General features: G+C 68.1%; 10 protein-coding genes. 3 read left to right on the top strand and 7 right to left on the bottom strand.

The window, feature by feature from the left end; genetic code table 11:
• Positions 1-121 precede the first annotated feature (121 nt).
• Both KEG57_RS33665 and KEG57_RS33660 read right to left on the bottom strand, forming a co-directional pair.
• The gene (locus tag KEG57_RS33665) at positions 122-1,093 is read right to left on the bottom strand and encodes an aldo/keto reductase (protein WP_272428234.1); all 972 of its coding nucleotides are present in this window, start codon (positions 1,091-1,093) and stop codon (positions 122-124) included.
• Between the two features lie 46 nt (positions 1,094-1,139).
• The gene (locus KEG57_RS33660) at positions 1,140-3,482 is read right to left on the bottom strand and encodes a DNA polymerase II (RefSeq protein ID WP_272428232.1); all 2,343 of its coding nucleotides are present in this window, start codon (positions 3,480-3,482) and stop codon (positions 1,140-1,142) included.
• A gap of 233 nt (positions 3,483-3,715) precedes the next feature.
• Here KEG57_RS33660 and KEG57_RS33655 point away from each other — a divergent pair, with 233 nt between their 5' ends.
• Both KEG57_RS33655 and KEG57_RS33650 read left to right on the top strand, forming a co-directional pair.
• Positions 3,716-5,308: a TldD/PmbA family protein gene (locus KEG57_RS33655; protein ID WP_272428231.1), complete on the top strand. Its 1,593-nt coding sequence runs from the start codon at positions 3,716-3,718 to the stop codon at positions 5,306-5,308.
• A gap of 9 nt (positions 5,309-5,317) precedes the next feature.
• On the top strand, positions 5,318-6,646 hold the full coding sequence (locus tag KEG57_RS33650) for a TldD/PmbA family protein (protein ID WP_272428230.1): 1,329 nt from the start codon (positions 5,318-5,320) through the stop codon (positions 6,644-6,646).
• 341 nt (positions 6,647-6,987) lie between these two features.
• On the opposite strand, the gene KEG57_RS33645 is transcribed toward KEG57_RS33650, so the two are convergent.
• From KEG57_RS33645 to KEG57_RS33625, 5 genes are all read right to left on the bottom strand, one after another.
• Positions 6,988-8,067, bottom strand: coding sequence for a hypothetical protein (locus tag KEG57_RS33645; protein ID WP_272428229.1), 1,080 nt, complete (start codon positions 8,065-8,067; stop codon positions 6,988-6,990).
• A gap of 174 nt (positions 8,068-8,241) precedes the next feature.
• Positions 8,242-9,867 carry a S8 family serine peptidase gene (locus KEG57_RS33640; RefSeq protein WP_272428228.1) on the bottom strand — a complete coding sequence of 542 codons (1,626 nt, stop codon included), beginning with the start codon at positions 9,865-9,867 and terminating at the stop codon, positions 8,242-8,244.
• A 400-nt stretch (positions 9,868-10,267) separates the two neighbouring features.
• A complete protein-coding gene (locus KEG57_RS33635; protein ID WP_272428227.1) occupies positions 10,268-12,463 on the bottom strand; it encodes a hybrid sensor histidine kinase/response regulator in 2,196 nt (731 codons plus the stop codon).
• Between the two features lie 33 nt (positions 12,464-12,496).
• Positions 12,497-13,171 (bottom strand): hypothetical protein, encoded by a 675-nt coding sequence (locus tag KEG57_RS33630; RefSeq protein WP_272459198.1) that lies wholly within the window; start codon positions 13,169-13,171, stop codon positions 12,497-12,499.
• Positions 13,172-13,197: 26 nt separating this feature from the next.
• Positions 13,198-13,875 (bottom strand): hypothetical protein, encoded by a 678-nt coding sequence (locus KEG57_RS33625; protein WP_272428225.1) that lies wholly within the window; start codon positions 13,873-13,875, stop codon positions 13,198-13,200.
• A gap of 116 nt (positions 13,876-13,991) precedes the next feature.
• Between KEG57_RS33625 and KEG57_RS33620 the strand changes: the two genes are divergently transcribed.
• On the top strand, positions 13,992-14,921 hold the full coding sequence (locus KEG57_RS33620) for a class II glutamine amidotransferase (RefSeq protein ID WP_272428224.1): 930 nt from the start codon (positions 13,992-13,994) through the stop codon (positions 14,919-14,921).
• The last annotated feature ends 129 nt before the right edge of the window (positions 14,922-15,050 follow it).

The following is a 15,050-nucleotide window of genomic DNA, read 5'->3' as shown; positions in this document are numbered from 1 at the left end:
GCGGTTCTTCCAACCCGAGTCCAGCGCTTGCGCTGGGTCGGGTCGAGGGGCGAACAGCCCCCGCGGGGTCCGGGGCGGCGCCCCGGCGCGGCGGCCCCAGGAAGAGACGAGATGCCGTCACTCACCACGCATACGCTTCGGGCGCGGCGCCCCCGGGGCCGGGGAAGATCTCGTCGAGCTTCTTCAGGGTCGCCGGGTCGAGCTTCAGATCGAGCGCGCGCACGGTGCCGTCGAGCTGCTCGATCGTACGTGGTCCAATGATCGGCGCGGTCACGACGGGCTGCGCGAGGAGCCACGCGAGCCCGACGTCGGCGGCGGGCTTGCCGAGACCTTCCGCGAGCGCCTCGAACTGCTCGAGTTTTTCGCGGTATTTGGCGAGGTTCTTCTGCGCGAAATCGGTGGCGAGCCGCCCTTCTTTTTCTTTCTTGAGGGCGCCGCCGAGGATGCCGCCCTTGAGCGGGCTCCACGGGATGAGGCCGAGCCCGTAGTGCTCACAGGCAGGGATCACTTCGAGCTCGATCGTGCGGTCGATCAAGTTGTAGAGGCTCTGCTCCGAGACGAGCCCCAGGAAATGGCGCGATTTCGCGGCCTCGTTCGCCTGCGCGATGTGCCAGCCGGCGAAATTCGACGAGCCCACGTAGATCACCTTGCCCTGCTGGACGAGGACCTCCATCGCTTGCCAGATCTCGTCCCACGGCGCATCGCGATCGACGTGGTGCATCTGGTAGATGTCGATGTGATCGGTCTGCAGTCGCCGGAGCGACTCCTCGCACGCCTGCCGGATGTGCAGCGCCGAGAGACGCGAGGTATTCGGCCAGTCGCCCATGCCGCCGTAGACCTTCGTCGCGATCACGGTCTTCTCGCGGCGCCCGCCTCCCTGGGCGAACCAGCGGCCAACGATCTGCTCCGTCCAGCCCTCGCCCTTCTTCCAGCCGTACACGTTGGCCGTATCGAAGAAGTTGATCCCGAGCTCGAGGGCGCGGTCCATGATGCGGAACGAGTCCTCTTCGCTCGTCTGGGGGCCGAAGTTCATCGTGCCGAGGCAAAGTCGGCTGACCTTGAGGGCCGTGCGGCCGAGTCGGGTGTATTGCATGGCGCGGGACGATACTCCCCGCGCGTGGGTCTGTCACCGGGGCACGTCAGAAGAGCGAGAGCTGGCGCCGCGCGCCCGTGACGTCGTCGAAATCGCGCCCGCCCGAGAGACGCAGCACCGCGTCGGCGATCGGCTTGATCTGATGCTCGACGTAATGCTCGTGGTCCAATGGGGACGAACGCGCGCGCGTGGGCTCGGGGCCGTTTTTCGTGACCACGTACGAGACGACGCGGCCCGCGTCCCCGCCGAGCCTGCGCGCCGCCTTCACGTGCGGCGGCGTGGTCTTCGTGTACGCGTCGAGCGGCTTGCGTAACGCCTTGCGGTAGACGAGCTCCGCGTCGAAGCGGCCCGCCCGGAGGTCCTCGACGAACGCGAGAACAAATGGCTCGACGGGGCGATCGTGAAAGACGCGATCCAGAAGCTCGCGCTGGAACCTGCGCGCGATCGCGCTCGTATCGCGCCGGACGGCTTCGAGGCCGACGATCTCGACCTCGCCGTCGCCGCTCGGTCGATACACGAGCCCCGCGTACCGCTTCTTGCTGCCCTCGGCGCGGCCGCGCATCTCGGGCAGGAAAAACCGCGCGTACATCTTCGCGAAGGCGAGATCGAGGTGGCTCTCGACAGAAAACGCGTGGCCGATCGCGCGATCGACCTCGCCGGCGATGTGCTCGCGGAGCACGTGCGCGTACGCCGCGGCTTTCTCGGGATCGGGCTCGCCCACGTCGACGAAGAGCGAGTCGGTGTCGCCATAAAGCACGCGATGGCCGGGGAGCGAGCCGGCGGCGCGGGCCGCGACGCGGATGACCCATTGCCCAGCGAGCGGGATCGCGCTCGCCACGGGCGGCGAAAAGAGGCGCGACGCGGGCGAGCCGAGGACGCCGTAGAGCGAGTTCATGAGGATCTTGATGGCCTGCGCGCGTCGCTCGTCGCCGCTCCGCCGCGCCTCCTGCCGCTCGTGGCCGAGCCGCGCCACGAGATCGGGCAGGATGCCGCGCTCGTCCCGCCGGAACGTCGCACCGCCGGGGACGTGGACGACGCTCGCATCCCCGGGTTTGCCCTCGCCTGCGAAGGTGAAGGGGTCGATGTTGAAGGTGCGGATGATGCTCGGATAGAGGCTCTTGAAATCGTAGACGAGGACGTTCCGGAAAAACCCGGGTTTTCCATCGAGGACGAGGCCACCCGCGAGCGGGGTCGCTTCGAGGTCGTCATCGCGGACGACCGAAGGCGCGACACGGCCGCGGCCCCGGAGCTCGCCGAGGTAGAGCGAATCCACGGCGGCGATCTGCGATCCGACGCGATCCGGCGGCATGCCCGTGAGCAGGCTGCGCTCGACGGCGAGCTCGACGAGGCCGAGCTTCTGCACGATCTCGAGGACCAGCCGAGCGTCTTCGAGGTTGTACGCGGCGAGCGCGGCGGGGTCGTCGCGGAAGGCGGTCTCGATGGCGTCGGCGCGTCCCTCGGGGCCAAACAGTTTTCCGCGGCCGAGGATGGCGCGCGCCGCGGTCTCCAGGCGATAGTCGTCGAGCCGCACGAACGCGCCACGCACGAGCGCGAGCCCGTCGAGCACGACGCGGCCGGGGACGAACGCGCGCGCCTCGCGGGTGAAGCCGGGATCACGGCGGATCGTGGGGTTGCCCGAGGCGCGGCCGAGCGAGCACGGGAGGCGCGCGCGGCGGGCGAACGCGACGAGCTGCGGGAGGTCGAAATCGGGCAGGCTCCAGCCGGTGAGCACGTCGGGGTCGGCTTTTTGTACGTGCTCGAAGAAAGCGGCGAGGAGGGAACGTTCGTCGGGGAAAACGTCTACCGAGGCGGGCAAGTTCGTCGCAGCGCCGCCTTGCATCAGAAAGACGCGCTCGCCGCCTTGCCCCGCGGCGGCGATGGAGAAGAGGTGGGCGCCGTCGAGGCTCGTCTCGATGTCGAACGAGAGCACGGAGAGGCGCGGGACGAACGAGGCCGGCTCGATGTGCGGGTTCACGTAGACGCGCCCGACGCCGCGGCGGCGCTCGAAAGGGCCCTCGACGGAGAAGGCGCCGCGGATGCCGTGATCCACGAGGAAACGCTGCACGAAACGCACGTCCGCTTCGAGCGGGATCACGCCGCTCGCGACGAGGGACGATCGAAGCGCGGCGAGACGCTCGGGGTTCGGGGCCTCGATTCGCAAGACGGGATCTCCGGCGAACGAGACGAGGGGCGTTTCGGACAGGCGCTCGCTCGCGACGCGGCGCGCCACGGTCGCGTCCTCCACGCGGACGAACAGATACGGCCGATGCTGATCGTGCACGAGGAGCGCGGGCTCGCCGCACGCGAGGACGGCGTACAAATGCACCTCGGTCCGATCGTCGTGGATCCGGTAGGTCGGAGTCAGGATGAATCCGCGTTCGGCGTTCACACGCGTCGTCCCGGAGCGTCTACCCGTTCGATGGTACGACGCTGTAGACCACGGCACGGCATTGGTTGCAAGCGGCAGGCCGTGCCGCGCTGCGGCATGACGTTATGGATCGAAGTTCCCGGACGAACCACCCGGACGGAGACGTCGAAACGCGGCTCACCTGTTGAATCCGCGTGCTCGCGTGTGGACGTGGGTGTATCGTCGTGACCGTACTTTCACCTGGAGCTCAAACGATGGGCCACGATCTTCGCCTGAACCGGAGGCAATTCATCGAGATGGGAGCGTCGAGCATCGCGGCGGCCTCGGCAAGCGGGTTCTTGCTCGGCTGCGCGGGGCAGGCGCTCGAAAAGCCCACCATGGCCGCGGCCGTGCCCTCGGCCGACGCGCCGCGGGTCTCGTATTTCAGCCGGTTCGGCGTGGACGAGGGGATGATCCGCGACGCGCTCGCGGAGGCGCTCTCGCGCGGCGCCGATCACGCCGACCTCTTCTTCCAGCACCGCGTCACCAATGGATTGCAGCTCGAAGACGGCGAGGTGAACCGCGCCTACACGCGCGTCGAGCTCGGCGTGGGCGTGCGCGTGGTGCGCGGCGATCAGACGGGCTACGCGTACACGGAGGAGCTCACGCGCGAGGCGATCAAACGCGCGGCGCAGACGGCGGCGGCGGTCGCGGACGGGCCGGCGCGGCCCGTGCCCACGGCGTTCGCGGTCGGGACGGCGCTGCCGCAGAGGTACGCGCTCGACGTGCCCTGGGACGGCATCAAGCCCGGGCAGAAGCTTCCGATCCTCGACGGCGTGAACGCGGCGATCTTCAAGGCGGATGGCCGCATCAAGAAGGTGAGCGTCACCTTCATGGACGAGGCGGGCGCGATCCTCATCGCCGACAGCCAGGGGCGGCTCGTCGAGGATTTCCAGCCGATGACGATCCTCGGCGTCTCGTGCGTCGCCGAGCAAGGCGGTCGCAAGGAGACGAACGGCTACAACGTGGCGGGCCGGCGGGGGCTCGATTTTTATTCGGCCGAGACCGTGGGTCGCGTGGTGCGCGAGGCGGTCGCGCGGACGACCGTGCTCTTCGAAGCGGTCCCGGCGCCGGCCGGGGAGATGCCCGTGGTGCTCGCGGCCGGCTCGTCGGGCATCCTCCTGCACGAGGCGATCGGCCACGGCATGGAGGCCGATTTCAATCGCAAGGGCACCTCGATCTACGCGGACAAGATCGGCAAGCCCATCGCCAAGCCCTTCGTGAACATCGTCGACGACGCGGCGCAGCCCTACGCGCGCGGCGCGATCAACGTGGACGACGAGGGCAACCCCGCGGGCACGACGACGCTCGTCGATCGGGGCATCCTCGCGACGTACATGCACGACTCCATCTCGGCGAAGCACTACGGCCTGAAGCCCACGGGCAACGGCCGGCGGCAGAGCTACCAACACCCGCCGATGCCGCGCATGCGCGCGACGTACATGCTGCCCGGGCCGCACGAGCACGACGAGATCCTGTCCTCGGTCAAGCGCGGCATCTACTGCCAGAGTTTTTCCAACGGCCAGGTCCAGATCGGCGCCGGCGATTTCACGTTTTACGTGAAGAACGGCTTCCTCATCGAGGACGGCAAGCTGACGCGGCCGATCAAGGACGTGAACATCATCGGCAACGGCCCCAAGGTGCTCGAGCGCATCGACATGGTCGGCAAGGACCTCGTCATCGACGAGGGCGGCTGGACCTGCGGCAAGGACGTGCAGAGCGTGCCCGTCTCGCAGGGCCTTCCCACGGTGCGCGTCTCCTCGATCACGGTGGGCGGCCAGGGCGACAAGGCGAGCGCGAAAGGCTGAGGGAGCGTCATGACGAACGAAGCCATGCTGAAGATCGCCAGGGATGCCGTTTCTCTTGCCAAACAAAAAGGCGCGACCGAAGTCGCGGCCGTCGCGCGGGTGAAGCGGGAGGTCGACGTCACGTGGCGCGACGGCAAGCTGGAGAAGATCACGGAGGCGACGAGCCGCGGGCTCGACGTGCGGCTCTTCGTCGACGGGCGGTATTCGGCCTGCTCGACGAGTGATCTGCGCCCCGAGGGCCTCGCGTCGTTCCTGGAGAACGCCATCGGCCTCACGCGCACGCTCGCGAAAGATCCGCACCGGAGCCTGCCGGATCCCGCGCTTTATTCGAAGGCGGCGCCGGAGGGCCTGTCGCTCGCCGATCCGCGGATCGAGAGCATCACCGCGCTCGACCTGCGCCGCACGGCGCAGGGCATTGAAGAGGCGGCGCGATCCGTCAAGGGGAGCGAGGCGATCCTGAGTGTCTCCACGAATGGCTACCATGCGCGGAACGAGACGACGCAGGTGCATTCGAACGGGCTCGAAGCGAGCTTCGCGGGCACGGAGTTCTCGATCTCGGCCGACGTGAGCATCAAGGACGACGACGGGCGGCGGCCCGAGGAGGGCGAGTACGCCTATGTGCGGATGTACGCGGACCTGCCCGACCCGGCCTCCGTGGGACGCCGCGCGACCGAGCGGGCGCTCGCGCGGCGCGGCTCCAAGAAGGGCCCCTCGGCCGTGATGCCGGTGATCATCGACAACCGCGCCTCGGGCCGCTTCGTGAGTTACTTGCTCCGCCCGCTCAGCGGCGCCGCGCTGCAGCAGAAGCGCTCGTTCCTGGAAGGGTTCGTGGGCAAACCGTTCGGCAGCGACAAACTAGATTTCGCGGACGACCCGCTCCTGCCGAAGGGGCTCGGCACGCGGCCGTTCGACAGCGAGGGCATGGCCGCGCGGCGATTGCCGATGTTCGAGAAGGGCGTCCTCAAGAACCATTACATCGACACGTATTACGGCAAGAAGCTCGGCATGGCCCCGACCACGGGCAGCTCGACGAACCTCGCCTGGAAGCTCGGCACGAAGACACAAGCCGCGCTCGCGCTCGACGTGAAGGATGGCCTGCTCGTCACGTCGTTCCTCGGCGGGAACTCGAACGACGCGACCGGCGATTTCTCGCTCGGCGTGCAGGGCTTCGTGATCCGCGGCGGCAAGATCGCCGAGCCGATCGCCGAGATGAACATCGCCGGTCGCCACGTCGACGTGTGGAAGCGCCTCATCGCCGTCGGGAACGATCCCTTCCTCTACTCCTCGGGCCGCGCCCCCACGCTCGTCTTCGACGGTCTGCAGGTCGCAGGGACCTGATCCCTCTCAGAGGGTGTTCCACAGGGATGCGCGGGGCTTTGCCCCGCACCCCAGAAGGGGGCTGTCCGCCCCCTTCACCCCGGACCAGGCACGGCCTGGACCGAGGGCCGAGAAACCGCGCGATGCCCGGTTTCTCGGACGGACCCGGGGCAAGACCACGAGCGGCGTTGCCAGCTGAGACAGCAGCGCTGCCCTGCTCGCCAGAAGCATTTTCCCTGTCGACAGCGCGCATCGCGCGCTGTCGCCCCGGGTCCAGCGCTTGCGCTGGTCCGGGTCCAGGGGTGGACAACCCCTGGTCGGGTCCGGGGTGAAACCCCGGCGCTACGCTGCGGTACCCCCTCTCAGTTGTTCGGCGCGCCGGCGCAGATCCAGTTCGCCACCGTGGTGACCTGCGGCGAAGGGAGCAGCCCGAGCTTGGGCATCTTCGTCCCCGAGCAGAGCTCGACATTCATCATCTTGTCGATGAGGTAACTCTGCGCGGGGTCGCCGGGCAGGACGAGCTTGCGGCCGTCGTTGCATTGCGAGGCGGCGACGTCGACGAGCTCGGCATACGCCTTTCCGGCGCTCAAATCGAGTCCTTCCTGCGCGTTGACTCCCTTGTGGCAGCCAGCGGAAGCGCAGTTCGCGGTGAAGAGGGGCTGGACGTCGTTGGCGAACGAGACGCTCCCGCTGCCGCACGTGCAGGTCCCGCCCGCGCAGGTTTGCCCGGTCGCGCACGCGTGGCCGCAAGCGCCGCAGTTGTTCGGGTCGGTCTGCGTATCGACGCAGGAGGCCCCGCACACGTCGAGCATGCCACACGTCGCGGCGCACGTGCCGGCATTGCAGACTTCGCCGGCGCCGCAGGCATGGCCGCATATGCCACAATGTGAGGCATCCGTGGCGAGATCGACACAATTCGCGCCGCCGCACGTCTCGCAGGACGGCGCATCGGTCCCGCTGTCGGCCTCGCCGTCGGGTCCAGCGTCGGGCCCGCCCCCGCCCTCGGGGAGCCCGGCGATCCAGGATTCGACGCACGCGACCTCGTCCGCCGGGAGGGCGCCCGTGGGCGGCATGCGAAGGCCGCAACCAGGCATCGCGAGCCTGAGCTTTTCGATCAGGAACGAGGCATCCGGATTCCCCGGCGTCACAAGGAGCTTGTTTTCGCACGTCTTCGAGGGCGCCCCGACGAGCCGCTGTTCGAGCCCCGGCGATACGAGGTCGAGGAACCCCGCGGGCTCGACGGACGCGTGGCAGCCCGCTTGTGAACAAGCCCGCGCGAAGACCGTTTCCTGAATGGATGCGAGGTCCGGCGTGCAGGTGTCCTCCGGCGCGGGTTGCGTGGCGGTCCCGGAGCAAGCCGAGGCGAAAGCGGCCGCGGGCACAGCCAATGCCGCGAGGGCCAGCCAAGGGAAAACTCGGTGTCGTGATTTCGCGAAAGTCATGGGCAAACCCTATCGAACGAGTTTGTCCTTTGTAAATATATTTTCGCGTGGGCACGCCCGTCACCGGGGAATGGTGCCAGGCAATTCATCGGGGGGGCGCGAATGCAGGGAAGGCGGGAAAAACGCGAAGAATGTGCGGGGATCCGGGTGCCGGATCCCCGCTGATCAAGCGGCTTACTTGCAGACCTTCTTGCCCTTGACGCCGCAGGTGCCCGAGCAGCAATCCGAGCCGACCGCGCAGGTCGCGCCGGACGCGCCGCACGTGGGCCCGCCGCCGCTGCCGCTGAGCAGTGCATCGAGCGCATTCTTCGCGCGCACGAGGCCATACCCGAAGTTCACGTCGCGGCCGGCCGCGCCGAGGTCCTCCGCGGTCGAGGTGAGCGCATTGCGGACGTCGTTGTTCGTCGCCGCGGGCTTCTGGCTCCAGATGAGCGCCGCGACGGCCGAGACGTGCGGCGTCGCCATCGAGGTGCCGTCCCACGCCTCGTACCCCGTGCCCGGGATCTGTTGCACCGTGTTCAGCGCCCCGCTCGCGCCGAGCGAGCTCGCGACGAGGGCCTGGCCGTCCTCCATGCTGATGCCAATGGCCGGGATCGCGCTCGTGCCATTGAGCGTGCCCGCGAAGCCGCCGGAGACGTTGTTGTAAATGACCGCGCCTGCGGCGCCGCCGGCCTGCGCATTGTTGACCTTGTCGGCGAAGCTGACCGTGCCGCGCTGGCAAAGCACGATCTTGCCCGCCCACGAGCCGACCGCGTCGCACAGCCCGCCATCGACGAGCGCGCCCGAGACGCTCTTCGCCGCCGCGCCGTCGATGATCGAACCCGCATACGAGCCCGAGCCCACCGTGAGGGTCGGCGTCGTCCAGGGCACGGTCGAGAGGACCTGCACGCCCGGTGCCGTGATCTCGACGTCGGCATTGTATTGCGAGAAGTCCGCCTTGGCCTTCGCCGAGTCGACGGCCGCCACGGACATGACGGACGCATAACCGGCCGGATACGAGGTCCTGTTGTTGCCGCCGTTGCCCGCGGCCGCGATGCTGAGCACGCCCGCGGCGTAGGCGCTGTCGAACGCAGCGTTCTCCGTGTTGCTGGAGAAGCTTCCGCCGAGGCTCATGCTCACGACCTTCGCGCCCGCGCTGCGGCATTCGTTCAGCGCGGCCACGAGATCCGAGGAGTACGACCAGGCGCAATCGGCGCCGTCGAAGACCTTCACGATGTGGAGCGAGACGTTGTCCGGCGCGACGCCCACGACGCCCAGCGAGTTGTTCACCGCGGCGATCGTGCCGGCGACGTGCGTGCCGTGGCCGCAGCTATCCGTGTTCCACGAGGTGCCACTCTCGCCCGTGACGGGCAGGCCCTGGAGATCGGCGTGGCCGGCATGAAAACCCGAGTCGATGATGCAGACCTTCGTGCTGCCGCTCGCGCTCGAGAAAGCGGCGTCGGTCGCTTGCACCATCGAAATGCCGTACGGCGTCGTCTGGCCGTAAAGCTCGCGGCGCTGATCGACCTCGACGTATTCGACGTTCGGATTGTTCGCCATGGCCTGGACGGCGACGTCGGGCAGGTACACGGCGCTCGCCGCTTGCTCGGGCAGATCCCGCGCGACCTTGCCGCCCGCGGCCGCGATCGACGCGCCACGCCGCGAGTAATCCTTGAACTTGATGATGTACCGGCCCTCGGCCGAGAGGGCGACCGGAGCGGCTCCCACGTCCTCCTCGCCCTCGTCCGCGCCGATGGCGCAAGCGGCGAGGCCGAGCGAAGCAAGGACGAGCGCGAGGGAATAACGAAGGTTGTGCGTCATGTCGGTTCCTTCTGGGATATGGAAATGAGGTACCGTCGCCGGTCGAAAATACGACTGGCGACATGGTCATTACGTCGAGAAGCGCCGCACGCGCACGTCCGTGGGTCACGCGTACAATCGCGCGCCTCGACATTGTCTTGCAGCGTCACGCCGTGGTTGGGTCAACGCGCGAGGGGCTCACCAAGGTGGGCTGTGACGCAGATCCAACGAAACCCCTTCGGGAACCGGAGCCGCCCGCGTGAACTTCAACATTATTCTGCTTCGGGCAGCATTGCAAGCGATTTCCATTTCGAAAATAAATGTACGCAAAACCTGGTTCCCGTAATAACCAGATCTCGTGCGCACCCAGGTCACGCACGTGACCAGCGCATGGCGACGTGGACGCACGCCGCCCGCAGGCTCATTCGTGCTCGGCGTCGCGCGGAGGACGGTCGCGCGAGGCTGCGAACGCAATCGCCTCCTCCAGCGCTTCCAGATCGACGGGCTTCGTCAAATGCTCGTCGAATCCAGCCTCGATCGCCTTGCGCTTGTCCTCGAGCTGACCATATCCGGTGAGCGCGACGAGGCCGAGGTGGCGCGTCGAAGGATGGGCCCGGAGCCGCCTCGCCACTTCATAACCATCGATCTCGGGGAGCCCGAGGTCCACGACGGCGACATCGAGCGCGACGCTGCCGGCAAGCTCGACGCCGGCCTTTCCATCCGCGGCCTCACACACCTCGTGCCCCTGCATCGAGAGCGACGTGGCGAGCGTCTTTCGCATGTCGTCGTTGTCGTCGATGAGCAGGATTCGCCTGGGGGTGATCGCTTTCGGCGCGCGCGGCGAGGCGGCCGTCGTCGTGGGCGCCGGGACCCGAGGGAAACGCACGGTGAAGACGGCGCCGCGATCCTCACCCTCGCTCGCGACGGAGACGCTCCCGCCCTGGAGCTCCGCGAGTTTTTTCACCAGGGCAAGGCCAATCCCCATGCCCCCGGATTTGCGAGCGAGCCCCTGCGCGCCTTGCACGAAAAGATCAAAGACATGCTCCATCATGGCGGCCGAGAGTCCCGGCCCCTGATCGGCGACCTCGAGCACGGCGCCGCGATCGTCGCCCTTTACCCGCACGTCGATGGCCGAGCCTTTCGGGCTGAACTTGAGCGCATTGTCGAGGAGGTTCGAGAGGATCTGCTCGACGCGGGAACGATCGGCCCGGATCCACGCGGCCTCCGCGTGCAGCGTGACGCGGTGATGCTCGAACCGACCCGAGGAGCGCCAGGTTTGAACGACCGCGGACGCCGCGTCGGCGAGGTTCATGACCTCCGGCTGGAGGTGGGCCTTGCCCATGACGATGCGGCTCATGTCGAGCAAATCCTCCACGAGGCGCGCCGTGTGCTTGGTCTGGCGCTTGATGACCTCGCGGGCATGCTTCGCCGCGGGGTGCTGCGGATCGACCACGTCGAGGAGGTGGCTGGCCGAGGTGAGCGCCGCGAGCGGATTTCGGAGCTCGTGGCTCATCATGGCAATGAATTCGTCCTTCGCGCGGTCGCCCTCCTGCAAGGCTCGTTTTTCGCGTTCGAGCAGCGCTTGACGCTCGCGCACGGCCGCCGCCGCCTCGTTCAGCGCGAGGGCGACGGTGCGGACTTCGGCGACGTGCTCCATGCCGCGCGTATTCATGGCCGTGCCCGTCGCAATGGCAGGCGCCGCCCGCGCGAGCGCGACGACGGGGCGCGAGACGCGCCGGCCGAGCCACAATGCGAGGAGGGAGGCGAGGGCGAGGGAGCTCGCAATGCCGCCGCCCATCGCCCACCCCGTGCGCCTCGCGCCGCTCAGCACCTCTTCGGCCGGAATGCCGAGCCCGATGCTCCAGTTCGTGAACCCCGAGGTGATGTGGGCCGTATACGCGTCGTACCCTTCCGTGGTCAGGCCGCGATACCACCCTTCGGGCGCGCGGGCGACTGCCGCGAGGAACGGTCCGCCTGCTTTTTCCTTGGGAATGGCCGGGACGCGCGCGATGAACGTCCCGTGGGAATCGATGAGCCCACTGACCCAGCCCTGACCCATGCGCTGTTTTTCGATCGGCGTGAGGAAAAACTCGGGCTTGACGAAAGCGAGTAGGACGTACCGGACCTGGCCGTCGTAGATCACGGGCACGACGACGTTGACGCCCCGCGTTTTCACGGAGGGCGACGTGACCATGGAGCCGATCGCCGGCGCGCGCGTGGTCGCCGCGCGCAGCGCGACTTCGGGCTCGACCAGATACCGGTGGCTCGTCAATGCCTCCGGGGCGACCGCGTTGTCGACGATCTCGCCGTCGGGGCGCGCGAGGATCACGTTGATCCAGGCGGGCTGCGAGCGGAGGACGCGAACGGCTTCCTCGTGGTACGTCGCGATGTCCCCGGTCTCCAGCGCGCGCAGGGAGGCGAGCGCGTGGAGCGCCGTGATCTGGCCCTGCACCTGCGCGTCGATGGCGCTCATCGTGGACCGCAGGCGCTCGATCGAGCCTTGCGCGAAGGTCTGTTGCTCGCGCAAGGCGAGCCGCGCCGTCAGGTACCCGGAGAACGCCGCGACCGGCAAGATGACGCCGAACGCGAGGAGGAGCAGGTGCGAACGAATGCGCATGCGAAGGAATGTCGGGCGTCCGTGGATGGGGCTTCAGGGCGTCCAGGTGACCGCGATCGTCCGACGTTGCTCGGCGCTCGTGGTGACGTTTCCGCCGGGGTTCGTCGAGAAAAGCGCGTCGCGGGTAGTGTTCGTCCGCGAGACCGTGATCTGGACCTCACAAGGCGCGAGAGGCGGCCCCGCAGGCGGCGGGCGGAGCTCGGCCTGCGTGATCACGAGCGCGCCCGTGTCCTCGTCGAGCGAACGCGTGAGCGCGTCGATGCAATCGCCCTGGACCGAGATCGAGACCTTGCCGCCTTCGGGATCGGCATCCCAGGAGAGCGAGAGCGGGAGGTCCTGCGTGAGGCCCTCGACGGCAAGCGTGAACGGGGGCGAGACCTCGACGACGACGCCGTGCACGTCGCGATCGTTTTGCCGTTCGAGGTCGAGGAGGAAATCACCCGGCAGCGCGTCGAGGTTGACCGAATAGATCGGGGCGCCATTGCTTTGCCCCTCGGTCATCGGTCGGCGGGTCCCGTCCACCGTGACGAACAGCGCATCGCCGCCCGTGAGCTCGACCGTGCCGATGGGGCTGCCGACCCGCACGTCAATCGCCGCCGCCGCGCCGTCGTCGAGCGCCGTCACGCCGACGAGCATGTCCCGCGTCGAGACCCGATCCGAGACCCGCACCGGGTCGAGGCCGCAGCCGGCGAGCAGGAGGGCGACCAAGAAAAACCCGTTTGCCCAAGCGCGGCTCATCGAAGCACCAAGCCCGCAGTCGGCCCGAGCCAGTACGTACGGTACAACCGCTCGGGATCGCCCTGCGTCACGTCGTCGATGCGCCCACGGAGGCCGAGATACCACCATTGATACCCTCCCGTGACCTCGATGTCGTAGGAGCGCACCCAGCCGTCGTCCGGGGTGATGGGCGTGAACCGAAAGGATGCAAAGAAGCGGATCTTCTTCTTCGGCAGGAGCGTCAGCCGCGCGAGGAGCAGCGGATACCCCGTGCCCCCGCGGCCGAGCCACACGGGGCGCTCGAATCCGAAGCCGCCGCCCACGCCGAGGACGATCGAGCCATCCACGCTCCCCTTCCAGCGCGCGGGCGCGAACGCGACGGCGGCCTCGGCGACCACGTCGAAGTTGCTCTGCGGCGTGCCGACCACGCCAATCTGCCCGAGCACGTCGTACCCGAGCCATTTCCAAGGAAACTCCGAGATGCCGACCCGCGCCCAGAGCCCGTAGCCGTTGTACGGCGCGAGCGTGCCCGCTCCGAGCCGCTGATCGCCCTGGAGATACGCGCCGTGCACCTCCATGCGCCAAAGCGCGACGTGGGAAGGATCCCCGGCCCGCGCAGGCAAAGGGCCCATGAGAATGCATGCGAGCGTGAGCGCGCCCGCGGCCCCACCGATGCGTCGTCGTCGCTCCTGCACGCGTCCTCGCCCCTTCCCCTTCGGCCGAGACGATACCACTTCCCAACGATGCGGTCTCGCAAACGCTCGTCGTTGGCGCTTGCAAGCGCGGGCGTCCCGGGCGACATGAGTCTCCCATGTGTCGCGTCCTCGCCTACCTCGGCGAGCCGATCTTCCTCGAAGATCTGCTCTACAAGCCCGATGTTTCGTTCGTGAACCAAACGCATCAGGCCGCGTTCTACACGCGACTGAACCTCGCAGGCTCGGGGCTGCTCGCGTGGGACGCGCGCTCGGAGCGCCCGGATCTACCCTTCGCCTACCGCAGCACGCAGCTCGCGATCTATGACCGGAACCTGCGCGCGCTCGCAGCGAAGGTGCGCGCGACGGCGCTGCTCGCGCACCTGCGCGGCGTGCCATACGACACGCGCGCCATCATCCACGAGCAGAACCTGCATCCGTTCCAGTTCGAGGGCGCGCGGCTCGCCCTCGCCCACAATGGGCAACTCGCGCGGTTCGACGAGATGAAGTTCGCGCTCCTGCCGAAGATCCGGCCCGAGATCGCGCGCGCAATCCGCGGGACGACCGACAGCGAGTGGTTCTACGCGCTCCTGCTCTCGCAACTGCCCGATCCGCACGCGGACCTCAGCGCGCTCGACATCGCCCGCGGCGTCACCTCCGCGCTGCGGATCGTGGCGGGGATCCGGCGCGAGCTCGGCATCCGCACGTTTTCCCCGATGAACCTCTTTCTCTCGGACGGCAACGACCTCGTCGCCGTCTGTTATACGTACGGGCTCGGCCAATACGACGGGCTCGGAGACGATTTCCACCCGCCAGAGGAGCGGGTGCTCCGGATCTGGTACACGATCGGAAAATCGTACGGCCTGTACGACGGCGAATGGCGAATGCTCTCGGCAGACGAGGACGCAAGCTCGTGCATCATCGCCTCCGAGCCGCTCACGCGGGATCACGGGACCTGGCACGCCGTGCCGCTCCAGCACCTCGTCTACGTGAAGCGCGGCGGCGAAAGGCCGCCCTCCGTCGAGGTCGTGCCACTCGACGTCGAGTGATCCTTCACCCATCGCAAGGCGTCGCGCCGGGGCGCTGCCCCGGACCCCGCGGGGGCTGTCCGCCCCTCGACCCGGACCAGCGCAAGCGCTGGACCTTTTGTGGAAGAACTGCGCGATGCGCAGTTCTTC

This window comes from Polyangium jinanense, from assembly GCF_028435365.1.
The sequence above is the reverse complement of the archived record's forward strand: the minus strand, read 5'-3'. Positions and strand labels throughout refer to the sequence as shown.